Here is a 23,019-nt window from a genome sequence, read left to right on the forward strand (position 1 = left end):
TCTGAATTGCTAATGACTTATCGGGATCACCGGTTTTTCATTTATTTCTTCTATTTTTGTACCCGGACTATTACTCAACCGAATATATGAAAAAACTATGTATACTCCTCCTGTTGCTTCTTACGGGCACAGGTATCTTATTTGCGCAAGAAATTGAAAAGAGCGTAAAAGAACGGCTTAGCAATTACTTTGAGACTTACATCCCGGCATCTGCCAATACCGGAAGTAGTAAGTTAAAAAGCGTAGATATTGACTTTGAAGGTAAAAAACTATCCATCTATGCTTCCGAAAGTTTTGCTTATCAGCCCTTTCTACCGGAAACAGTAGATGAAATCTACCATCAGATAGCAGAGTTACTTCCGGGTCCCGTACGCTTTTTCCGAACCACGGTTTATGTCAACGACCAACCCATCGAAGAGTTAGTCCCCAACTTCTTTCGTGGGAAAAAGAAAGATAAGTCGCGACTCTCGAATGCGGAATACAAAGGAGCACCTTGGGTAAAAAATGTTTCCCGCCCCTATGAAGTAACCAAAGGACTGCAAAACCGTCACATCTCCCTCTGGCAAAGCCATGGCAAATATTTCAAAAACGATAAAGGCGAATGGAGTTGGCAACGTCCACGACTGTTCTGTACCACAGAAGACTTATTCACGCAATCTTTCATCCTGCCTTATGTCATTCCCATGCTTGAAAACGCCGGAGGTAATGTTTATACTCCGCGTGAACGGGATACTCAGAAAAATGAAGTGATTGTAGACAATGACACCCGAAACGGTTCCATCTATCTGGAAATGAAAAGCCGCAAGGCCCGTTGGAATCAAACAAACGGTTATGGATTCGCACAAAGAAAATCTGTCTACAAAGATGGAGAAAATCCCTTCCTGACAGGTACCGCACGCTTCACCCGTACAGAAAAGAAAAAGAATAAGGCATTCGCCGAATGGATCCCTACCATTCCCGAAGCGGGAAATTATGCGGTATATGTATCTTACCAAACACTCCCCAATAGCGTTAGTGACGCCAAGTATCTGGTATTTCACAAAGGTGGTGTAACGGAATTCAAAGTCAACCAGAAGATAGGCAGTGGCACATGGGTATACCTTGGTACATTTGAGTTTGACAAAGGCAGCAATGATTACGGCATGGTGGTACTGAGCAATGAAAGCAATGAAAGCGGAGTTGTCTGTGCCGACGCCGTACGTTTCGGCGGAGGAATGGGAAACATTGTCCGGGGTACTACAGTGAGCGGATTACCCCGCTATCTGGAGGGTGCGCGTTATTCCGCCCAATGGGCAGGAATGCCTTATGACGTTTACGGAGGAAAACAGGGAGAAAACGATTATGCAGACGACATCAATGCACGCTCCAACACCATCAATTATCTGTCGGGGGGCTCCGTATTCAATCCCGTACAGAAAGGATTGGGTGTACCGTTAGAAATGAATGTGGCACTGCACAGTGATGCCGGATACAGTAAAACGGGCGATATAGTAGGGTCACTCGGCATCTATACAACCAACTTCAATAACGGACTGCTCAACTCGGGAAATAACCGATATGCTTCGCGGGATCTGGCCGACCTCATGCTTACCCAAATACAAAAGGATATTCGTGCCAACTTTAATATACAATGGACCCGACGCAGCATGTGGGACCGCAATTACAGCGAGACCCGCCTGCCTGCCACCCCATCCACCATCATCGAGTTACTGTCGCACCAGAACTTTGCCGACATGAAACTCGGACACGATCCGAATTTCAAGTTTACCGTAGGACGCGCCATTTATAAAGCCGTACTGCAATTTGTCAGCAGCCAGCACAACAAAGAGTATGTGGTACAACCACTTCCCGTAAGCAACTTTGCCATCGGATTCGGTAAAAAGAAAAATACTCTGGAACTTTCATGGCAGGGAGAGAATGATCCATCGGAACCCACTGCCCGTCCTCGTGAGTATATAGTATACACCCGCATCGGATATGGTGGTTTCGACAACGGGGTACGTGTGGACAAGCCTTCGTACTCTCTAAAAATAGAACCGGGCCTGGTTTATTCATTTAAGGTTACGGCTGTCAACCGGGGAGGAGAAAGTTTCCCGTCTGAAATTCTGGCGGCCTACAAAGCCAAGCGAGAACACGGAAAAGTGCTTATCATTAACGGTTTCAATCGGTTAAGCGGACCGGCAGTTATTGACACACCGGATGAAGCAGGCTTTGATCTGGAACAAGATCCCGGTGTCGCCTACCAATATAATATTTCGTTTTGCGGAGCACAAACAGACTTTGATCGCTCTCAAGCCGGAAAAGAAGGAAAAGGGAGCCTGGGTTATAGCGGCGGCGAACTGGAAGGAATGAAAATTGCCGGGAATACCTTCGACTATCCATTTATACATGGCAAAGCGATTCAGGCTGCCGGAAACTACAGTTTCGTTTCATGCAGTGACGAAGCCGTTGAAAACGGACGTGTCCAACTGGAACACTATCCGATCGTAGATTTCATTCTGGGCCTGGAGAAAGATGATATCCAAAGTGATCCGGCCCGCAAAACGTATTATAAAACATTCTCTTCACCTATGCAGCGCTTACTGACAGCTTATTGCCAGTCAGGAGGAAACCTGCTTGTCAGCGGATCCTATATAGGCAGCGACATGAGTAATTCGCAAGGTAACCGAGAATTCACAGAGACTGTACTGAAATACGGCTATCAGAGTTCATTAAGTGATACCCGTTCCGGACAGATCACGGGCCTGGGACGTACCATACAGATTCCCCGCTTGCTTAACGAAAAGTCTTATGCGGTAACTGCTCCCGACTGCATTGTGCCGGTAGGTTCTGCTTTCCCGGTATTCGCATATCAACCCGGGCAACGCAGTGCCGGAATTGCCTATAAAGGAGATTATCGGGTATTCGCAATGGGATTCCCATTCGAAAGCATTGAAAGCGAAACGGACCGTGCCACAGTAATGGCAGCAATACTAAAATTCTTCGGAGAAAAATAAACTTTCAATAAACATGGTTATGTCCCGGCATTGGGTATTAGTCTTTTGTCTGCAAAGAACTTGTTCTTTGCAGACAAAACTGTCATAATGTCTGTTATTTACGTGAATTTATTTTAAGACTTACTGCCATCTGACATAATGGCTGCTATCGTTTTTGTTCCTGTCATCATTCGGTTGTCCCATTACCATTACTGTTTTTGCCATCTTATCTTTTTCTAATTTCATAATAGAGTCTTCTAATCTGATTATTTATGGTTGGATAATCATTTGTGGCATTTTAGATGAACCAATTTTTTATAATTATGAAAACAAAAATGTTTTTTTTAGTAGTAGTCATGCTACTTTGTAGAGGCGTAGCTTATGCATACAGCCCTTCCGTGAACGTTCCGATTTTAAAGGTGGAAGGAATCGAACAAGATATTCCACCTCCTCATGTTCCGCCTCCCCCACTGCCAAGCCAGGTCTTTCTTCATGTGGGCGAAATAGCTGAAATTCCATATCCCATGTTTGGAGCAATGGTATGGGAATGCGACAACCCGCCGGAAGGCATAGAACAGGAAGCGTCATACGTACTTGGCTCCATGATTATTCTGCGCATCAGAGGAGTTTTGGCAGGAAGATATCAGGTTAATATGAAATGGTACAATCCGCTCAATCCGGGGCAGCCCCCATTAGGACGGCAAACCATTCAGATTATTGTTCAGCCATGGCCTTGACAATTGACGGATAAACAGTCATAAGGTTCCCTCCGTGAGCATGTCTGCTCACGGAGGGAATTCTATGAAAATATGAATTCATCAAAAAAAATCCCTGCTGCATACTCCATTCTTCATTTTAAATTCTATCTTTGCTCCTAATAATAACTATTAAAATAAAAACACTATGTACACAATACAAGCAAATCCGAGCGGTACACGCAGCATGGAAATATCTGAAGAGAATTTGGTAACCATCGAAAAATACTCTCTATTCCAGCATCTGATAGACAGCAATGGCATTGTAGATGAAGCCGTTCTGGAGAAGCTGAAACTGAATATACGTTCGCTGATAGCAAGTCAGGAAGAAGACAGTAAGGACCTGCTCGACCTCTGCATAGACGTGATTTATCACAATAATATGAAAGCATTCGGGTTGCAGCAACTCATCAAACTTTATCTCACCTGGCTATCGAAGCAGGAAGCAGAAGAAGAGGAGGAAGTATGATTACCATTGATACCTGCGGAATGACAAACTATAGCCCATTGATTCCGGCCATAAAAGCGATGTGTAATGCCAGTTCCGGTGACAAGATGGAGATTGTAACGGATCAGGTAGCCGCATTTCAGGATCTTAAGGAATATTTATCAGAACAAGGTATCGGATTCCGCGAAATATATGATGGAGAGCGGATGACTTTACAGTTTACTATCTTATGAGCGAAGTACAAAATCAAATAAAGAAATGGCCGGTAACGGCAATCAAAAAAATAAAAAATACATTCGGTAGCGCAGAAAAGTTCTACGCTACCGTTTATCTTATTGCCCGCAACGAGCATCATTGTCAAATGATGGGAGTAGCCGGAGCCGAACAGCGCTTAAAAACGATTCATGCCTATCAGGGTATGATCCGTTTTATGCTTGATGAAGAAGGACTTAACGGTAAGGAAGTTCTTGAAACCATAGCCAGCGACTATCTGGAGGATTTCGTGAACTATCGTGAGCAAGACTTCGGAATGACCAACGAGGAATTCATTGCTATTATTAAAAGAATCGGCTGAGCGCATGAATTTATTCCTGATTATTTTGGGCAGTATCTGCCTGCTTGTCGGATTGGCCGGATGTATTGTCCCCATGTTGCCGGGACCTCCTGTTGCCTATCTGGCATTGGTATGTCTACACTTCACCGATAAAGTTTCCTTCACTATTCCGCAACTGTTCCTTTGGCTGTTCATTGTGGTACTGATACAAATACTCGACTATTTCATTCCAATGTTTGGAGTGAAAAGGCTCGGAGGTACTTCATGGGGTAAATGGGGATGTATCATCGGTACCTTTGCCGGTATTTTCCTGTTTCCTCCCTGGGGGGTATTCATCGGTCCGTTTGCAGGTGCAGTAGCAGGCGAATTGCTGGGCGGTAAAGAGACCAAATACGCCCTGAAAGCCGGATTCGGAGCATTTGCAGGTTTTCTGTTGGGTACTGTGCTGAAGGTGGCCGTATGTGGTTGGTTCATCTTCTGCTTTATCCGTGCCCTCGTATAGCAAAATTATCCGTATCTTTGCTCCCATGAAAGAATATCGACTTACTGATTGGTTACCCACCACTAAGAAAGAAGTAGAGCTTCGCGGCTGGGACGAACTGGATGTCATCCTTTTTAGCGGTGATGCTTATGTAGACCATCCTTCCTTCGGAGCGGCCGTCATTGGTCGTATCCTTGAAGCCGAAGGTTTACGGGTGGCCATCGTACCTCAGCCCAATTGGCGTGACGACTTGCGCGACTTCCGCAAACTGGGACGTCCCCGCCTTTTTTTCGGCATCAGTGCAGGTTGCATGGACTCCATGGTGAACAAATATACAGCTAATAAACGTTTGCGCAGCGATGACGCCTACACACCGGACGGACGTCCGGATATGCGACCGGAATACCCCTCAATCGTGTACAGTCAGATCCTGAAAAAACTCTATCCCGATGTACCGGTCATTTTAGGAGGTATTGAAGCAAGTATGCGCCGCCTCAGCCATTATGACTATTGGCAAGATCAGCTTAAAAAAAGCATCCTTTGTGAAAGCGGTGCCGACATGCTGATTTATGGTATGGGTGAAAAGCCCATTTGCGAACTGGTCCGCAGATTAACAACACACAATGAATACCGGGACAGTACGACTTCACCGTTTAACATCTGCCGTTCTTCACTGACTACTATTCCGCAGATTGCTTATCTGACCGATGAATATGAGCCTGATGAGCAAGATATTGCCCTCCATTCCCACGAAGAATGCCTCGCTGACAAAAAGAAGCAGTCCGCCAACTTCAGGCACATTGAAGAAGAAAGCAATAAATATGCAGCAGCCCGGATTGTTCAAGCCGTAGACAACAAAGTAGTAGTGGTAAACCCACCCTATCCACCGATGACACAGGAAGAATTGGACCATTCATTCGATCTTCCTTATACACGCTTGCCCCATCCCAAATACAAGGGAAAACGTATTCCGGCTTACGACATGATTAAATTCTCCATCAATATCCATCGGGGATGTTTTGGAGGATGTGCCTTTTGTACGATCTCCGCCCACCAGGGAAAATTTATTGTGAGCCGAAGCAAAGAGAGCATTCTGAAAGAGGTAAAAGAGGTGGTACAACTACCCGACTTCAAAGGAAATCTTAGCGATTTAGGAGGACCTTCTGCCAACATGTATAAAATGGGTGGAAAAGACCTGGCACTTTGCAAACATTGCAAACGTCCTTCGTGTATCCATCCCAAAGTATGCCCGAACCTCAATACAGATCATCGGCCATTGCTGGATATCTACCATGCAGTAGATTCTTTACCGGAAATCAAACGGAGCTTTATCGGCAGCGGAGTACGCTATGATTTACTGCTTCATCAAAGCAAAGACCCTTCCGTCAATAAAAGTACGGCGGAATACACCCGCGAACTAATAGCACGCCACGTCAGTGGCCGCCTGAAAGTAGCACCGGAACACACCAGTGACCGGGTACTGAGTATCATGCGTAAACCTGCCTTCAGCCAATTCGGGGAGTTTAAAAAGATATTTGACAGAATCAACCGGGAACTTGGCTTACGCCAACAATTAATCCCCTATTTCATCTCCAGCCATCCCGGATGTAGAGAAGAGGATATGGCAGAGCTGGCAGTAATTACCAAGCGGCAGGATTTTCATTTGGAACAGGTGCAGGACTTCACTCCCACCCCTATGACCGTAGCTACCGAAGCCTGGTACACCGGCTTCCACCCATACACACTCGAACCGGTATTCAGTGCCAAAACCCAACGGGAAAAATTGGCCCAAAGACAATTCTTTTTTTGGTATAAACCGGAAGAACGACGGAACATCATCAATGAACTGCGCCGCATCGGACGGGCAGACCTGATAGACAAGTTGTACGGAAAAAGATAATTCATGCTTTATTCACTCCGGAGAACACAGAGGACACAAAAGTTTCGCTGTTTGAAGATAAAATTTATCCTCTGTATATACTCTGTGTCCTCCGAGGTGAACTGTCTATTCTTTTTCTCTCACCGGCAATGCCACTATCTCCTGAAGCACACTGACGGCGGTTTCCACATTCGGAATGTCTTTCACCAACATAGACCGACGTCCGTTCTGCTCCCTCAAATCGCATCGGCGGGTATATTTCATCATATAATCGATCATCTTGCCAAAAGCGGCACTCTGATAATACGGGCTATCCGGATTGCTGACAAAGAACAGAGTCATACGCCCCCCTTTCAGGAATACTTTTTCCACTCCCAAACGTGCAGCCAGACGCCTTAGCGGTACAATACGTAACAATTCCTCCGTTTCGGGAGGAACAGGGCCAAAACGATCCTCCAACCGTAAACGGAAAGCATTTACATCTTTATCAAGAGTCAATCCGTCCAATTCACGATACAGTAACATACGTTCGCTGCTGCCTGTCACATAATTGGCCGGTAACAACAATTCCAGATCGCTTTCCACCTGACACTCTTCTACAAACTCTTCACCACTTATGATGCCTTCCCCCTTTAATTCGTCGGCATAGAGCTCTGCAAATTCATCTGTTTTCAGTTCATGTACAGCCTCGGATAATATTTTCTGGTAAGTTTCATAGCCCAGATCAGCAATAAAACCACTTTGTTCGGCTCCCAACATATTTCCTGCACCACGAATATCCAGATCCTGCATGGCAATATGAATGCCACTCCCCAAATCACTGAAATTCTCAATAGCTTGCAGACGACGTTTAGCTTCAGGCGTCAACGACGATAACGGGGGAGCCAGTAAATAACAAAAAGCTTTTTTATTGCTACGTCCTACACGTCCGCGCATCTGATGCAAGTCACTCAGACCAAAGTTCTGAGCCTGATTGATAATAATAGTATTGGCATTCGGTATGTCGATTCCACTCTCAATAATGGTGGTGGCAATCAACACATCATAATCATAATTGACAAAACCGAAGATAATCTGCTCCAATTCCACCGGCTCCATCTGCCCATGCCCGATAGCAATCCGGCAATCCGGAATACGACGGAGAATCATCGCTTTGAGTTCCGGGAGATTGGCTATACGATTATTGACCAGAAAAACCTGCCCATTGCGGCTCATTTCAAAATTAATGGCATCGGCAATCACCTCTTCACTGAACGTATGCACTTCCGTCTGTATCGGATAGCGGTTGGGAGGCGGAGTAGAAATCACACTTAAATCACGTGCTCCCATCAATGAAAACTGCAACGTACGCGGAATCGGAGTTGCCGTCATCGTCAATGTATCCACATTCACTTTCATCTGGCGCAGTTTCTCCTTGACCGACACACCGAATTTCTGCTCTTCATCAATGATCAACAGGCCAAGGTCCTTGAACTTGACATCTTTACCCAGAATACGGTGAGTACCGATCAGAATATTTACATCTCCGGTTTCCAATCCTTTGATAACTGCCTTTGCCTGTGCTGCCGTACGGGCACGACTGAGATATTCTACCCGACAGGGAAGCCCTTTCAGACGGTCACGGAAAGTCTGGAAGTGTTGGTATGCCAATACCGTAGTAGGCACCAGGACGGCTACCTGCTTATTGTCCGCTACAGCTTTAAACGCGGCACGTATGGCCACTTCTGTCTTGCCAAACCCCACATCTCCGCACACCAACCGGTCCATCGGCATATCCCGTTCCATGTCCTGTTTCACATCTGCCGTAGCTTTACTCTGATCGGGGGTATCTTCATAAATGAACGAAGCTTCCAGCTCCCGTTGCAAAAAGCTGTCGGGACTGTATGCAAACCCCTTCTCCTCACGACGTTGTGAGTAAAGTTTAATCAGATCACGGGCTATATCTTTAATCTTTGTCTTGGTACGCTCCTTCAACTTCTCCCAGGCACCGGTGCCCAACTTGTTCAACCGGGGAGCTTCTCCTTCTTTCCCTTTATATTTTGAGACTTTATGCAACGAGTGGATGGAGACAAATACCACATCTTCATTCTGGTAAACCAGTTTCATCACTTCCTGCGTCGTATCTCCGTTAGGAATACGCACCAGACCGGAAAAACGTCCTACTCCATGATCGGTATGTACCACATAATCGCCGGGAGTAAACTGATTCAGTTCTTTCAGTGAAAGGGCAACTTTTCCCGAACGGGCTTTATCACTCTTCAAGTTATATTTATGGAAACGGTCGAATAATTGATGATCTGTAAACAGGCAAAGTTTCAGAGTGTCATCCGCAAACCCCTCATGCAGTGTCCGTTCCACAGCTGTAAACTGAATCCGGTCTCCACGGTCCTCAAAAATAGCCCTGATACGGTCTGTCTGTTTCGTACTGTCACTACAGATATAAAGTGTGTATCCCCGGCTCAGATAATCTTTGAAAGACTCTGCCACCAAATCGAAATTCTTATGGAAAATGGGCTGTGCCGTAGTATGGAAAGTCAACGTGGCATCCGGTGTACCGGTTGGCTTGTTGCCAAACTCCATCCGCCGGAAATCTAAGGCACGGACAGTAAATTCACTACCATCAATCAGTTTGCCTTCCAGAGTGATGCCTCCGTTCTCTTCCGCCTCTTGTGCAGCAAGAGCCTGTGGTGTAAGCGATTCATCGTGAACAGCCTGAATGCGTTCCCGCAACCAGAGAAAATCACGCATTGCCAGAGTCGTGTCTTTCGGAATAAAGTCAAGGAAAGAAGTAGTAACTTTTCCGGTTACGGCAAGGTCGGGTACAATGACAATGCTTTCCTTTTTCTCTTTCGATAGCTGTGACTCTACCTCAAAAGTACGGATACTCTCCACATCATCACCAAAAAAATCGATACGATAGGGATACTCGGACGAAAAAGAAAATACGTCAATAATACTGCCGCGAACAGCATACTGTCCCGGTTCATACACATAGTCGACATACTCAAACCCGTAACTATGTAATACATCCGTGATAAAACCGGTGTCCACCTTCTCGCCCACATGTAACTTCAATGTATTTTCACTCAATTCCTGGCGCGAGACTACCTTTTCGGCCAACGCATCCGGATAAGTGACGATGCACAACCCTTGCTCACCTTTCTGAAGCCGGCTGAGTACCTCGGTACGCAATATCTCGTTGGCCGCATCTTTTTGTCCATACTTCACCGAACGGCGAAACGAAGAAGGAAAAAACAAAATCTGCTCCGTACCCAATACCTGAGTAAGATCATGATAAAAATAACCGGCTTCTTCCAGATCACCCAATATGAAAACAAACGGGCAAGGACTCTTCTCTACCAGTGCCGAAGCGAATAAGGAAGCAGCGGAAGCATACAGGCCACCGCAATAGATATGTCTGACTGCGGGCTCCCCCAACAGTTTGTTCAAGGCTTCCACATTCGGATGCCCGGCATATTGATGTTGCAGTTCAGTAATCGTCATAAATAGCATTTTAGTCCATCACAAACGCACCAACTCACACAGATCGCTCAAAATCAATTTCCAATCTGTGTGAATCCATGTAACCCGTGATGCAAATTCACCGCAAAAGTACTAAATTATCCTTAGTTTTAATGCGCTATCTTTGGTTAGTAGCGGAAAAGCGTTACATTTGTCTTCAAATTTAGACACAATATGCAGACATCGGACAGCATCGTAATCATCCCTACCTACAACGAACGGGAAAACATAGAGAACATTATCCGTGCCGTTTTCGGACTGGAAAAGATTTTTCATATTCTTATCATAGAAGATGGCTCTCCGGATGGAACCGCCACCATCGTAAAAACCTTGCAGCAAGAGTTCCCCGACCGTCTCTTTATGATAGAACGCAAAGGAAAACTGGGATTGGGAACAGCATATATCACTGGGTTCAAGTGGGCACTGGAACATTCATACGAATACATTTTTGAGATGGACGCCGATTTCAGCCACAACCCCAATGACTTGCCACGGCTCTACGATGCTTGTGCCAACCAAGGAGGAGATGTAGCCATCGGTTCCCGCTACGTAAGCGGAGTGAACGTAGTGAATTGGCCGATGGGACGCGTCCTCATGTCTTATTTTGCATCTAAATATGTTCGCATCGTTACCGGACTACCGATACATGACACTACTGCCGGTTTTAAGTGTTATCGTCGTCAGGTACTCGAGACCATCGATCTTGACCACATCCGTTTCAAGGGTTACGCTTTTCAGATAGAAATGAAATTCACCGCTTACAAATGCGGGTTCAAGATTATCGAAGTACCGGTGATCTTCATTAACCGTGAACTGGGCACATCAAAAATGAATAGCAGTATTTTCGGAGAAGCGGTATTTGGAGTTATCAAACTGAAAGTGAATAGCTGGTTCCACAAATTTCCGCAGAAAACAAAATGAATTAAGATATGAAAAGAACATTAATACAAAACGCCATCATAGTAAACGAAGGACGCTCCGCACGCGGTTCGGTAGTCATCGAAGGTGAAAAAATAGCCGAGATACTGGAGAAAGGACAGAAACCGGCCACTCCCTGTGAAGAGACAATCCATGCCAACGGATGCTATCTGCTTCCGGGTGTCATCGACGATCATGTGCATTTTCGCGATCCGGGCCTAACCCATAAGGCCGACATATCTACCGAAAGCCGGGCTGCGGCAGCAGGGGGGATAACCTCTATTATGGACATGCCCAATACCAATCCGCAAACCACCACACTGGACGCACTCAATGCCAAGTTCGATTTGCTTGCCGAGAAATGCAGTGTCAACTATTCATGCTATTTCGGAGCAACAAACAATAACTATACCGAGTTTGACAAACTGGATAAAAGCCGTGTATGCGGAATCAAGCTCTTTATGGGATCGAGTACAGGCAATATGCTGGTAGACAAGATGAACAGCTTGCTGAACATCTTCAATGGAACCGATCTGCTGATTGCCGCCCACTGTGAGAATCATGAAACAATTAAAAAGAATACGGAAAAATACGTAAGAGAATATATTGAAAAATATCCTTATCAGTACTACCATGTTCACCACGAAACCCTTCCGATGGGTTACCATGCAAAGATACGTTCGATAGCAGCCTGCTACGAGTCGTCCGAACTGGCTGTACGCCTGGCACGCATTGCAGACGCTCGTCTGCATATCCTGCATATCTCCACAGCCAAAGAGCTTTCTCTTTTTGATAATGATATTCCATTGGAAGAAAAAAGGATTACGGCAGAAGCTTGTGTTTCGCACCTGTTATTCGACTCTTCGGATTATGCGGAATTAGGTACACGTATCAAATGTAACCCTTCCATCAAAGCTAAAACCAACCGGGATGCACTTCGTCAGGCTGTCAACTCCAACCTGATAGACGTAATTGCCACCGATCATGCACCACACCTGCTCAGTGAAAAAGAAGGAGGCCCGTTAAAGGCAATGTCAGGCATGCCTATGATCCAGTTCTCTCTGATCAGTATGCTTGAACTGGTGAACGAAGGTATCTTCACGATTGAAAAAGTCGTTGAGAAAATGTGCCATGCACCCGCTCAGATATATAATATCCATAACCGCGGTTTCATTCGTCCCGGTTATCAGGCAGACCTGGTACTGGTTCGGCCAGACGCATTATGGACGGTAAGTGCAGAACAAATCTTAAGCAAATGTGGATGGAGTCCGCTCGAAGGACGTACCTTTGACTGGAAAGTAGAAAAGACATTTGCCAACGGACACCTATTGTATACTGACGGACAGGTAGATGAAGCTTATCGCGGACAAGAAATCTATTTTAAACGATGAACAATTTCTGAACGATCAACCATCCAATGATAAACAAGGAGCAGGGGATAAACCGGGAACGATAAATGCAGAAGAATGGGAAATATATTGAAAGATAAAAGCAGGGCCTTCGCGATACGAATCGTAAACCTACATAAGTCTCTGAATGAAAGAATTGTTATTTAAAACCGAATATTTATCTGAAACAGAATATTCAAGCATGTTTGCCAACGCAAACGGATCAATGAAACTTATTATCACCAGCATTAAAACAGTCAAATATGGAAAAGCATAACCCGTCATCATCCCCCGTTCATCGTTCAGAAACAGTTGATCGTTCAGCGTTTGAAAACCGTTTATCGTTCAGTGTCCATGATTTATCCCCCTACATCAACTGGATTTATTTTTTTCACGCCTGGGGGTTTCAGCCGCGTTATGCTGCCATAGCCAATATCCACGGATGTGACGCCTGTCGTGCTTCCTGGCTGACAACCTTTCCGGAAGAAGAACGGGGCAAAGCTTCCGAAGCCATGCAACTCTATAAAGAAGCCAACCGGATGCTGGACGAATTGGACAGGGACTTTGAAGTGAAAAGCGTTTTTAAACTTTGCCCGGCCAATGCCGACGGAGACAACCTGATTATCGACGGTATCACTTTCCCACTGCTCCGGCAGCAAGTCAAGAAAAAAGAGAACGAACCTTTCTTATGCCTCAGCGACTTTGTACGCCCTCTGTCTTCGGGAATCACTGATACAGTAGGAGTTTTTGCCTCTTCTATTGATGCGGATATGGAGGGACTTTACGAACAAGACCCTTATAAACATCTTCTGGTACAAACACTCTCCGACCGTCTGGCCGAAGCTGCCACCGAAAAGATGCACGAATATGTCCGCAAAGAAGTATGGGGGTATGCAAAAGACGAAAATCTCTCTATTCCCGATCTTCTTGTCGAAAAATACCAGGGTATCCGCCCTGCTGTAGGCTACCCATCTTTACCCGATCAGTCTGTGAACTTTATTCTCGACGAAATTCTTGATATGAAACAGATCGGTATCCGCCTGACAGAGAACGGAGCCATGTATCCTCACGCTTCAGTATGCGGATTGATGTTTGCACATCCGGCTTCTCACTATTTCTCGGTGGGGAAGATCGGTGAAGACCAATTGGCGGATTATGCCGCGCGAAGAGGAAAAAGCGTTGGAGAGATGCGTAAATTTCTGGCAGCAAACTTGCAGTAAATCTTTTCTTTCGATATATTTGTAACTGATCCTATACTTTAAAATAGAAAAAGTTATGAAAAAGGTTCTTATTCTGTTATTATGGTTACTTCCCTCCTGTAGCGTAGTGATCCTTGCACAGACTCAGCGGATAGCGGGTACTGTTGTAGTTGGTGACGGCCAACCCGCCGTCGGTGCCGCCATTGTTGTCAAAGGCACTAATATTGGTGCCGTAACCAACGTGGATGGCAAGTTTATAATAGCAGAAGCACCTGCTTCAGCACAGCAGCTTGTCGTCTATCACGTAGGCATGGAACGCAAAGAGGTAGCCGTAGCTCCCAACGTCTATATTCAGCTCCAGCCCGTAGAGAAAGGTTTTTCATGGAATGTGAAAGCCGGAGTCAGCCTGTTCAGTTTCCGCCGCCCGGACGGCTTGGACGAACGTACCGGATTCAGTGCCGGTGTCGGTGCGGAATATAATTTCAGCAGGCATTGGGCTATTCAATCGGGACTGATGGTCACCAGCAAAGGAGCAACTGCCGAGTACGACGGGTATTCTCCGCTGTCCTCGTCTACCGAACCTATCTCTTATAAAGCCAAAATAGCTCCTATTTATCTGGACATCCCTATTCTGGCAGCTTTTAAGATGGATGTGTCAAACCATGTTAAGTTTGTAATCAATATCGGACCTTATTTAGCCGTAGGCATGGGTGGAAAGTATGAACTGACAAACAAAGGCGGCCATAAAGGTGAGTCGCATAACCCTTTCAAATCCTACTCTTCCTTAGCTGAAGCGAAAAATAAAGATGCCTTGTTGAAACGTTTCGACATCGGGGTTCAGGGAGGCATCGGTTTTGAAATATGGAAACATTACCTGGTCAATGCCTCTTTCCAGCACGGATTCATGGAGCCGGTTAAAGGAGGAACACTGTACGCAGGCGATACCGAGAAACATTACCCGATCGGAGGGATTCTGACAGTAGGATACAGATTTTAAATACAATACGTTATCACCACAGATTTCACAGATTATCACAGATCATAATTGCCAATAATCTGTGAAAATCCGTGTAATCTGTGGTGAACTTAGAAACGATATCCTATTTCAAAAGCGACATCCAGAAAACCTTCCGAGTGATTCCATGAAGTACACCCCACTCTTCCGGTTCCTCCTATCAGGAAGTGCCCGTATTCCACTCCGATTCCATAGGCAAATCCTCCGGTAAACCGTTTGCCGAACAATGACTGGCTTTCAGTAACATATTCCACTCTATTATAATTTCCACTACTATCATAAGAACGCTTGCGAAATTCTTTCTTAACGTCTCCACTGATCCCCAAGTCAATATAAGGACCGAAACTGAATACCAGATTCAGATCATTTCCTATTCTATACTTCAGTGCAAACAGTAAAGGAATCTCCAGATAGAATGGATTGTAAGTACCACTCACCTGATCATAAGAAACGGATGAAGAGCCATCACCGTTATTTTCCGTATAATAATCATAGAAATCATGCCCTTTCATTTTACGGGAAACCAACAAAAGTGAGGGTTGGAAAGCCCAGTGTTTCGACATCCGGATATCGGCCCCTACCCCTCCATAGATACTAAGACCGTCTTTCAGTTTCGATTCGGGTCCTTGCATAAACTTACCTGCTCCAATTCCAGCCTTCACGATCAACGAGAAGCGTTGCATCACTTGTGTACGCATTTGTATACGCATCGGGAGATCTACATATCCGCTGCGTTTACCTTTTGTCACCTGTAGTGAGTCGAAATAGACAGGTACTTCCTCCAGTACAAAAACTCCATTTTTATCGGTGACAGCCTGTTGGTTCGTACGTTTCAAGGTAACTACCGCCCCGTCTACCGGATAGTAATCTTCATCCACGATCTTCTCTACCACTTTTTGTTTTTGGGCCATAACGTCTGTCAGTGCCAGGCAGACCAATGCCAATGCTATATATCTTTTCATATCTTTTTATTTTTTACATTCAACATCCGATTATCCATATCCGCTTGATCAGAAACGGTAAGTAACTCCCAAAGTAAGCGCCAGGTTGTGTTCTTTCGCTTCAAAACCTTCATCATCCTGTCCCAAACACATACTCTTTCCAGAAACACCTACCAACCACTTCTTGTATTCCACACCTATGCCATAGGCAACACCAAAGCTGAAAGGATGTAACAAAGAATGTTTCCCGCCATAATAATCATATTCATACTCTTTGCTATAAATGTCATACTCTTCATCGGGTTTACCTGTTTCCGTAGCTTTCACTTTTCCTGCAAAGCCATACGAAAACACAGGTCCCACAGAAAAGGCCAGATTCATTTTACGGGCTACCGGATGACGAAGAATGAACAACATCGGCAGATCCAATGAAACCGGATTCCAAGTTTCCTGATACTTCACACCGTTTCTTTCGGCATTGAACTCTGCTCCACGGTTACAAATTTGCAGAGTAGGCTGGAAAGCCCATCGTTTTGACATGCGTACTTCGATACCTAAACCAAACTCATATCCCACCTTAAAATCGGAACCATATGTAGTATATTTACTCATGCTGATACCGGCATGTGCCACAAACGAAAGCTTCTTACGCTTTCCGGTGAGCTGTACCGGTACATTCAGATCCACTTCCCGAGTCTCCATACCGATGGAAGTAACAATCACCTTTTTGACCGAAAGAGGAACTTCCTGCAAGAAGAACTTACCGTCGACATCGGTTATTGTGCTGATATTGGTTCCTTTGGCTGTGACTAATGCACCCACAATGGGTTGCTGCTTTCTGTCAAATACTACTCCTTTTACATCGTGTGTCTGTACCTGAGCCATCACGGTGATTGCACAAATACAGGCAATCACTCCTATTATTATTCTTTTCATCTGTTTTCGTTCTTTAAATCTATATTTTATTCTGCAGGAGTCTCAAAAGCAAGATATTCACTATAAGTCGTCCCTACTTCATTTTTCACATAAACACGAAACTTATAAATGGTTCCGGGACGCAAATCACTGACAACCTCACTGAGCGTCAATCCATTGTCCTCAGTAAAGGGAATCTCTACGTTTTTTTCGTCCTGCATCATTCCCGTTTCCTGTGAATAAATGCCATAGCTATATCCATAATTTGTAATCAGAAAATCATTTGCATAAAAGGAAGCATACAGTTCAACCGACATATAGCCGGATGGATACAACGTAAAATTGTTAACCTCCGGTTCTGAACCCCGCTCGGTTGTAAATTCAACCACCGGGCCATAGCCGGTTCCCTCTTTAGTAGTCACATAGGGACGTACATAGTAATGGGTATTCGGAAGAAAATCCGTTACCTCTACTACAAAATTCGAATAGTTATAATCCCGAGTTTCCCGTGCCAGTGTCTTCTGGTCGGCAATGGTAGGCTGTGTGTTGGCAGAACTGTAACAAGCACCCTGCTCTATAATTTCAGTCTTAGTATTAGAACGAACCTCTACAGACAAGTAGCAACTAAATCCTGACAGCTGTGTATCGTATACTATCAACCTTGGCAAACCTGAAAGGCGAAACGTTTTCACTGCACTATATTGTTCTTTACTCGCATTTTCTCCCAATACGTGATCCAGTAATCCCGGACGTCCGGTATAGCCATAGTGATAGTCGTTCATGGCACAATAGTAAGTTTCACCCACAGCCAGCATGTTTTGATCCAGGAAAGCATAAAAGGTATTCCCTGCACTGTGACGGATATAAGCTTCCGCAATCACTTCCTCCATTGTTTTGTCTTTGGCAATCACAAACCTGGGATAGTAATACCGACTGGTTTCTCCCCCTGATACTTTTCCTATCATGACAGCGTCTGCCCGATACAGTTCATCAGTATCTATCCCCATGATACGGGATAGCAATTCTATCGAATCTTGCGAAAGCGTAGACACGTCACAAATGCGCTCCAATGTCATTGTGGTTTCAGAGGCTTCCATGGCTCCCCAATAATCCCCCTTATTGTCACAGGAGGTGACCAGCAATGCCATCAGGCAGAGCAAGCCCAGTAATCTTCTCTTGTTCATCTTTGTCTATTTATAGTGTTAATTGCCGGCAAAGTTACAATATTTATTATAAATATAACAAAAGAAAACAGTTTGATTCCAAACAAATCCGAAGTACCTCTGTCCTCTCTTCCAGTGACATACAAGAAGACGTGACAAAACTATATATCCAAAAGAAGTATTACAAAGATACAGAGACAAACTGTTGTGAAGAAAGCATGATTCAGGTATGGATGGGATATTATGGAACGCAATATCCCGGCATCCTCCTGTAGGGAAAAGATCCGGCCATTCCCATTCTGTCCGCCATTATCAGGCAGGACAAAAAGACCAATGGGTATGTATGATTGTCCACTGTTCAGACGAATCCAGTTTATATACTTCCGTACAATGCATCCTGAATGTCCGGTCATCTCTATAAGCTTCATAATCATATGCCAGAACAGCGACATCGGATGACAGTTCTGTAAACCCATCCGGGTTTCCACGATTCCATAACTTCAGAGCTTGTTCTTCCAAAGATAAAATAAAGGCCTTCAGGTCCTCGCTATTTGAAGCCATACTTGTACATCCAGTCATAAAAATACGGATTTATTTAAAACGTTTCATACTTGACAAACTCCGTCACCCACAGATTCTTATTGTTTCCAAATATAATAAATATCCGGAAATAGTCCAAATTCCCACTAATTTCCGCTTTTATTTTGTGATTATTTCCTTTCCTTTGCGACTAACCATACAAAAGTAATCCCGAAAAGAAGACAATGAACCCCACCAGTCCGCCGCAAGCCAACGAACCCGTAGAACAAGAGTTCCTCTCCGTAGTCAGGGAGTACGAGCGGGTGATTTACAAGGTGTGCTATCTTTATACCACCCAGCACGCCACGCTCGGCGATCTTTATCAGGAAGTGATTCTCAATCTGTGGAAGGCTTACCCCAGATTCCGGAAAGAGTGCAAAGTCTCGACCTGGATTTACCGGATCGCACTGAACACTTGCATCAGCTTTATCCGCAAAGAGAAAAACATTCCGGAAATCGTGGCACTCACCCGCGAAGCCGACTGGCTGACGGAAGAAAAAGACGAACTGACCGAAATGCTCCGGCAACTGTACCGGATGATCAATCAACTGGGACAACTGGATAAGTCGATCATATTGCTTTATCTGGAAGAGAAAAGTTACGAGGAAATCTCGGAAATCACCGGACTGACAGTGACCAATGTAGCAACCAAGCTGAGCCGGATTAAAGACAAACTAAAAAAGATGAAAAAGGAGGAATAAGATATGGAACTGGATGATCTGAAGAAATCGTGGAACGCACTGGATGAACACCTCAAAGGCAAGGAGTTCATCAAGGAAGAAGAAATGAAACAATTGTTGGGACGCGCCCGGAACAACATTAACAGCATAGAACGGTTCAACAGAAAGCTGCGTTTTGCCGCAATCGGCATACTGGCATTGGCAGTGATCTTCTGGATATGTGATGATGCACTTACGGACTTTTATTATTGGATCGCCCTCTTCCTTTGCATCCCGGCCCTTTGCTGGGATTTGTATTCCGCCCATTACCTGGGGCGGACCCGGATAGATGAAATGCCTCTGGTCACAGTAATCTCCCGTATCAACCGATATCACAGATGGATGGTTCGCGAATGGATCATAGGCATACTCTACCTGCTTGTGATGGCTACCTTTTTCTCTTTCTACAAACAGGTCTGGCAATACGGTGCTGCAGGAATCATCAGCAGTCTGATCGTGTGGGCCGTCGGACTTGGAATCTGCCTGTCGGTGTATCGCCGGAACCTCAGACATATAAAAGAAATAAAGAAGAACCTAAACGAGTTAAAAGAATTAAATCATACAGCTTAACTTAAACCGTACTTTACAAATTCTCTCTAACTTTGAAGAGGCGTTCGCAAGTCCCCCCGAGACATACCCTACGCCTCTTTTTATTTATTCAACCCATAGCTAAGAAAATATGCTGCAACGAGTTTTAGGCTTTCTGATCGTAATCCTTGTATTGCCGGACATTTACATTTACCGGACATTTATCAAACAAATGACTCTAAGTCTTTTTTGGCGAATCCTTTACTTCTTCCCCACTCTTTTCCTGATGGCGGGAGTAGTATCGTTAGCTTTCTTTGCCAACTATGAATACGCCGAACAACATACATTATGGATAGGACGCTTCGCCGTTGTCTTCTTCTTGTTTGCCTCTCCGAAACTGCTCTTTACGATCTGTTCCATCATCGGACGCCCGTTCAACCGATGGCTGCACTGGCCCCGGACTCCTTTTATAGCAACCGGACTGGTACTGGCCGTGCTCAACGCAGTCCTGATACTTTATGGTTCGATGGTGGGCAAAGACCGTTTTGAAGTAAAGGAGGTCACCTTCCGTTCTTCCCGCCTGCCCGAAGCTTTCAACGGATACCGCATTGTCCAGTTGTCGGACATACACATCGGGAGCTGGCAAGGAAATGCCAAGAGCCTGCAACAGATGGTGGACCTGGTTAACGCGCAAAAGCCGGACTTGATCGTATTCACCGGTGACCTGATAAACAACCGGGCCATAGAATTGGACGGATTTGAAGAGATACTCTCGCAACTACATGCCCGGGACGGCGTATACTCCATCCTGGGAAACCATGACTACGGCCCCTACTATCGATGGAAAAGTAAACGCGACCAGGTAAACAACCTGAACGACCTGAAGAAACGGCAAGCCGACATGGGCTGGGTGTTACTGAACAACGAGCACACTCTACTGCACCGCGGAAACGACAGCATCGCCCTGATCGGGGTAGAAAACGAAGGAGAACCTCCTTTCTCACAGCACGGTGACTTGCCCAAGGCACAGGCAGGAACAAACGGCCTGTTCAAGCTGTTATTAAGTCATAATCCTACACACTGGAGACGTGAAGTGTTGCCCGAATCGGACATCGACCTGATGCTGGCGGGACACACGCATGCCATGCAGCTGGCCATCGGACATCATTCACCTGCTTCCTGGATCTATCCGGAATGGGGAGGCATGTACAAAGAAGGCAACCGGGGACTATACGTAAACGTAGGGATGGGATTCGTCGGACTGCCTTTCCGTTTCGGGGCATGGCCGGAGATTACCGTGATTACACTGGATAAATGAAAAAATACTGGCAAATACTGAAAGGCTACAAAGCAAGTCTGCTGGCATGTCCGCTACTGGTACTCGTGTCTGTAATGTGCGAAACCATTCAGCCGATGTACATGGCGGATATTATAGACAACGGAGTGATGCAGCGGGATCTCTCCGTCATTACTGCCGTAGGCGGAAAGATGGTACTTATCTCCATTGTCGGACTGATATTCAGTATTGCCAATGTATATGTCTCTTCGCAAGCCTCCATCGGTTTCGGGACCGACCTGCGCACCAAGCTGTTCGGCAAGATACAACAACTCTCTTTTTTCGATATAGACCGGTTCAGTACGGCTTCACTGATCACCCGGCTGACAAGTGACATCAGCCGCATTCAGCAAGTTATCCAGGTATCGATGCGTCTGATGCTGCGCTCTCCGCTGATGCTCGTCATGGCAGTGTTCTTCGTGGTACGTATCAACCTGGAACTGGCAGGCGTCCTGCTGGCTGCCATCCCGGTGTTGGGTTTCAGTGTATTCTTCATCCTGCGGAAAGGGTTCCCCTTCTTCTTGAAAGTGCAACAGAAAGTAGACCAACTGAACGAGGTGGTACGCGAAAACCTGATCAACATCCGGGTGGTGAAATCATTTGTGCGGGAGGACTTCGAAGCACGCAAGTTCAAGGACAAGAGCGAAAGCCTGCGCGACACGGTGATTCACGCTTCCAACATCATTGTCGCCATCTTTCCGGTGATGCAACTGGTGATGAACCTGTCGATCATCGCTATCCTTTGGATGGGTGGGCAGAAGGTGATGGCAGGAGAGTTAAAAGTGGGCGAACTGATATCATTTGTCAACTATCTGGCACAAGTGCTGATGTCGTTGATGATGCTGTCCATGATTATCATGACTTATGCCCGTGCCTCAGCCTCATCGAAACGTATCCTGGAGGTATTGGATACACAGCCTTCGCTAACCGATACGCCCGAAGGAATGCGGAGCACCCAGCAGATCGAAAAGGGAGAGATTCGCTTTGAGAAGGTCAGCTTCCGTTATGGCGGAGGCGAGACGGATGTGCTGCGGAACATAAGTTTCCACGTTCGTCCGGGCGAGACAGTGGCCGTGGCAGGTGCTACCGGATCGGCTAAAAGTTCGCTCGTACAACTGATCCCCCGCCTGTATGATGTCAGTTCCGGTGAAATACGGATCGACGGCATCCCCGTACAAGACTACAACCTGCACGAACTTCATGCCCGCATCGGCATGGTGTTGCAGAAAAACGAGCTCTTTACGGGAACCATTGCAGAAAACCTGCGGTGGGGAAAACCCGATGCCACACAGGAAGAACTTGAAGAGGCCGCACGTGCCGCCGAAGCCCATGAGTTCATCCGCTCGCTGCCTGCCGGATATGACACGCAGTTAGGACGGGGCGGAGTAAACCTTTCCGGCGGACAGAAGCAACGCATCTGCATCGCCAGGGCTTTGCTGCGTAAACCCAAGATATTGATACTGGATGACAGCACCAGTGCCGTAGACTCTGAAACAGAACTCCGCATCCGGAACAACCTGAATGCATGGCTGCACGATACCACGGTGCTTATCATCACGCAACGCATATATACCATGCAATCGGCCAACCGGGTCATTCTGCTGGACGACGGAGAGGTAGAATCCATCGGAACACCGGAAGAATTGCTGGAACGCTCGGAGATGTACCGGGAAATCTATCACTCACAACAAATCGTTATCTGACC

At 45.7% G+C, this 23,019-nt stretch carries 20 protein-coding genes; 15 read left to right on the forward strand and 5 right to left on the reverse strand.

Annotated features, from left to right (window positions below):
- Positions 1-86 precede the first annotated feature (86 nt).
- The 7 genes from ISX59_RS15540 (at position 87) to ISX59_RS15570 (ending at position 7,112) form a co-directional block, all read left to right on the forward strand.
- Complete coding sequence (locus ISX59_RS15540) at positions 87-2,996, forward strand: xanthan lyase (protein WP_220576045.1); 2,910 nt, start codon at positions 87-89, stop codon at positions 2,994-2,996.
- 314 nt (positions 2,997-3,310) lie between these two features.
- Entirely contained in the window at positions 3,311-3,712 is a 402-nt protein-coding gene (locus tag ISX59_RS15545; protein ID WP_005807355.1) for a hypothetical protein, read from the forward strand.
- Between the two features lie 166 nt (positions 3,713-3,878).
- Positions 3,879-4,199, forward strand: coding sequence for a hypothetical protein (locus ISX59_RS15550; protein ID WP_005780191.1), 321 nt, complete (start codon positions 3,879-3,881; stop codon positions 4,197-4,199).
- Positions 4,196-4,411, forward strand: coding sequence for a sulfurtransferase TusA family protein (locus ISX59_RS15555; RefSeq protein ID WP_005807358.1), 216 nt, complete (start codon positions 4,196-4,198; stop codon positions 4,409-4,411). Before ISX59_RS15550 ends, ISX59_RS15555 begins: the two co-directional genes overlap by 4 nt.
- Positions 4,408-4,752: a hypothetical protein gene (locus tag ISX59_RS15560; RefSeq protein ID WP_005823389.1), complete on the forward strand. Its 345-nt coding sequence runs from the start codon at positions 4,408-4,410 to the stop codon at positions 4,750-4,752. Before ISX59_RS15555 ends, ISX59_RS15560 begins: the two co-directional genes overlap by 4 nt.
- 4 nt (positions 4,753-4,756) lie before the next feature.
- Positions 4,757-5,233 carry a DUF456 domain-containing protein gene (locus ISX59_RS15565; RefSeq protein ID WP_005780197.1) on the forward strand — a complete coding sequence of 159 codons (477 nt, stop codon included), beginning with the start codon at positions 4,757-4,759 and terminating at the stop codon, positions 5,231-5,233.
- Between the two features lie 25 nt (positions 5,234-5,258).
- Positions 5,259-7,112: a YgiQ family radical SAM protein gene (locus ISX59_RS15570; RefSeq protein ID WP_220576046.1), complete on the forward strand. Its 1,854-nt coding sequence runs from the start codon at positions 5,259-5,261 to the stop codon at positions 7,110-7,112.
- Positions 7,113-7,217: 105 nt separating this feature from the next.
- Here the strand turns inward: ISX59_RS15570 and mfd are convergent, their stop codons facing one another.
- Positions 7,218-10,595 (reverse strand): transcription-repair coupling factor, encoded by a 3,378-nt coding sequence (mfd, locus tag ISX59_RS15575; RefSeq protein WP_032535783.1) that lies wholly within the window; start codon positions 10,593-10,595, stop codon positions 7,218-7,220.
- A gap of 192 nt (positions 10,596-10,787) precedes the next feature.
- Between mfd and ISX59_RS15580 the strand changes: the two genes are divergently transcribed.
- The 4 genes from ISX59_RS15580 (at position 10,788) to ISX59_RS15595 (ending at position 15,115) form a co-directional block, all read left to right on the forward strand.
- Positions 10,788-11,534: a polyprenol monophosphomannose synthase gene (locus tag ISX59_RS15580; protein ID WP_005780203.1), complete on the forward strand. Its 747-nt coding sequence runs from the start codon at positions 10,788-10,790 to the stop codon at positions 11,532-11,534.
- A gap of 8 nt (positions 11,535-11,542) precedes the next feature.
- Positions 11,543-12,922, forward strand: coding sequence for a dihydroorotase (locus ISX59_RS15585; protein WP_022012441.1), 1,380 nt, complete (start codon positions 11,543-11,545; stop codon positions 12,920-12,922).
- 260 nt (positions 12,923-13,182) lie between these two features.
- Entirely contained in the window at positions 13,183-14,139 is a 957-nt protein-coding gene (locus ISX59_RS15590) for a vitamin B12 dependent-methionine synthase activation domain-containing protein (RefSeq protein WP_005807368.1), read from the forward strand.
- A 55-nt stretch (positions 14,140-14,194) separates the two neighbouring features.
- Positions 14,195-15,115, forward strand: coding sequence for a porin family protein (locus ISX59_RS15595; RefSeq protein ID WP_005807371.1), 921 nt, complete (start codon positions 14,195-14,197; stop codon positions 15,113-15,115).
- A gap of 89 nt (positions 15,116-15,204) precedes the next feature.
- On the opposite strand, the gene ISX59_RS15600 is transcribed toward ISX59_RS15595, so the two are convergent.
- The 4 genes from ISX59_RS15600 to ISX59_RS15615 all read right to left on the reverse strand — a co-directional run bounded on the left by ISX59_RS15600 (position 15,205) and on the right by ISX59_RS15615 (position 18,731).
- A complete protein-coding gene (locus tag ISX59_RS15600) occupies positions 15,205-16,095 on the reverse strand; it encodes a porin family protein (protein ID WP_022012443.1) in 891 nt (296 codons plus the stop codon).
- 48 nt (positions 16,096-16,143) lie between these two features.
- Positions 16,144-17,010: a porin family protein gene (locus ISX59_RS15605; protein ID WP_220576047.1), complete on the reverse strand. Its 867-nt coding sequence runs from the start codon at positions 17,008-17,010 to the stop codon at positions 16,144-16,146.
- Positions 17,011-17,036: 26 nt separating this feature from the next.
- Positions 17,037-18,173: a fibronectin type III domain-containing protein gene (locus tag ISX59_RS15610; protein WP_220576048.1), complete on the reverse strand. Its 1,137-nt coding sequence runs from the start codon at positions 18,171-18,173 to the stop codon at positions 17,037-17,039.
- A gap of 291 nt (positions 18,174-18,464) precedes the next feature.
- Positions 18,465-18,731, reverse strand: a complete 267-nt coding sequence (locus ISX59_RS15615; protein ID WP_044301876.1) for a hypothetical protein — start codon at positions 18,729-18,731, stop codon at positions 18,465-18,467.
- Positions 18,732-18,916: 185 nt separating this feature from the next.
- Between ISX59_RS15615 and ISX59_RS15620 the strand changes: the two genes are divergently transcribed.
- From ISX59_RS15620 to ISX59_RS15635, 4 genes are all read left to right on the forward strand, one after another.
- A complete protein-coding gene (locus ISX59_RS15620; RefSeq protein ID WP_005780219.1) occupies positions 18,917-19,432 on the forward strand; it encodes an RNA polymerase sigma factor in 516 nt (171 codons plus the stop codon).
- Positions 19,433-19,435: 3 nt separating this feature from the next.
- Positions 19,436-20,020: a hypothetical protein gene (locus ISX59_RS15625; protein ID WP_044301878.1), complete on the forward strand. Its 585-nt coding sequence runs from the start codon at positions 19,436-19,438 to the stop codon at positions 20,018-20,020.
- A gap of 109 nt (positions 20,021-20,129) precedes the next feature.
- On the forward strand, positions 20,130-21,296 hold the full coding sequence (locus tag ISX59_RS15630; RefSeq protein WP_005823407.1) for a metallophosphoesterase: 1,167 nt from the start codon (positions 20,130-20,132) through the stop codon (positions 21,294-21,296).
- Entirely contained in the window at positions 21,293-23,017 is a 1,725-nt protein-coding gene (locus ISX59_RS15635; protein ID WP_220576049.1) for an ABC transporter ATP-binding protein, read from the forward strand. The genes ISX59_RS15630 and ISX59_RS15635 overlap by 4 nt, the downstream gene beginning before the upstream one ends.
- Positions 23,018-23,019: the final 2 nt, after the last annotated feature.

Origin of the sequence: Bacteroides sp. FSHCM14E1, from assembly GCF_019633785.1 — a bacterium.
GTDB classification, from domain to species: domain Bacteria; phylum Bacteroidota; class Bacteroidia; order Bacteroidales; family Bacteroidaceae; genus Bacteroides; species Bacteroides hominis.

Excerpts from the sequence above, each read along its gene's own strand:
- ISX59_RS15550 (WP_005780191.1), top strand. The coding sequence starts at position 3,879 with ATGTACACAATACAAGCAAATCCGAGCGGTACACGCAGCATGGAAATA.
- ISX59_RS15585 (WP_022012441.1), top strand. The coding sequence starts at position 11,543 with ATGAAAAGAACATTAATACAAAACGCCATCATAGTAAACGAAGGACGC.
- ISX59_RS15555 (WP_005807358.1), top strand. The coding sequence starts at position 4,196 with ATGATTACCATTGATACCTGCGGAATGACAAACTATAGCCCATTGATT.
- ISX59_RS15595 (WP_005807371.1), top strand. The coding sequence starts at position 14,195 with ATGAAAAAGGTTCTTATTCTGTTATTATGGTTACTTCCCTCCTGTAGC.
- ISX59_RS15570 (WP_220576046.1), top strand. The coding sequence starts at position 5,259 with ATGAAAGAATATCGACTTACTGATTGGTTACCCACCACTAAGAAAGAA.
- ISX59_RS15615 (WP_044301876.1), bottom strand. The coding sequence starts at position 18,731 with ATGACTGGATGTACAAGTATGGCTTCAAATAGCGAGGACCTGAAGGCC.
- ISX59_RS15545 (WP_005807355.1), top strand. The coding sequence starts at position 3,311 with ATGTTTTTTTTAGTAGTAGTCATGCTACTTTGTAGAGGCGTAGCTTAT.
- ISX59_RS15560 (WP_005823389.1), top strand. The coding sequence starts at position 4,408 with ATGAGCGAAGTACAAAATCAAATAAAGAAATGGCCGGTAACGGCAATC.
- ISX59_RS15540 (WP_220576045.1), top strand. The coding sequence starts at position 87 with ATGAAAAAACTATGTATACTCCTCCTGTTGCTTCTTACGGGCACAGGT.
- ISX59_RS15610 (WP_220576048.1), bottom strand. The coding sequence starts at position 18,173 with ATGAACAAGAGAAGATTACTGGGCTTGCTCTGCCTGATGGCATTGCTG.
- ISX59_RS15635 (WP_220576049.1), top strand. The coding sequence starts at position 21,293 with ATGAAAAAATACTGGCAAATACTGAAAGGCTACAAAGCAAGTCTGCTG.
- ISX59_RS15605 (WP_220576047.1), bottom strand. The coding sequence starts at position 17,010 with ATGAAAAGAATAATAATAGGAGTGATTGCCTGTATTTGTGCAATCACC.
- ISX59_RS15625 (WP_044301878.1), top strand. The coding sequence starts at position 19,436 with ATGGAACTGGATGATCTGAAGAAATCGTGGAACGCACTGGATGAACAC.
- mfd (WP_032535783.1), bottom strand. The coding sequence starts at position 10,595 with ATGACGATTACTGAACTGCAACATCAATATGCCGGGCATCCGAATGTG.
- ISX59_RS15620 (WP_005780219.1), top strand. The coding sequence starts at position 18,917 with ATGAACCCCACCAGTCCGCCGCAAGCCAACGAACCCGTAGAACAAGAG.
- ISX59_RS15580 (WP_005780203.1), top strand. The coding sequence starts at position 10,788 with ATGCAGACATCGGACAGCATCGTAATCATCCCTACCTACAACGAACGG.
- ISX59_RS15565 (WP_005780197.1), top strand. The coding sequence starts at position 4,757 with ATGAATTTATTCCTGATTATTTTGGGCAGTATCTGCCTGCTTGTCGGA.
- ISX59_RS15630 (WP_005823407.1), top strand. The coding sequence starts at position 20,130 with ATGCTGCAACGAGTTTTAGGCTTTCTGATCGTAATCCTTGTATTGCCG.
- ISX59_RS15590 (WP_005807368.1), top strand. The coding sequence starts at position 13,183 with ATGGAAAAGCATAACCCGTCATCATCCCCCGTTCATCGTTCAGAAACA.
- ISX59_RS15600 (WP_022012443.1), bottom strand. The coding sequence starts at position 16,095 with ATGAAAAGATATATAGCATTGGCATTGGTCTGCCTGGCACTGACAGAC.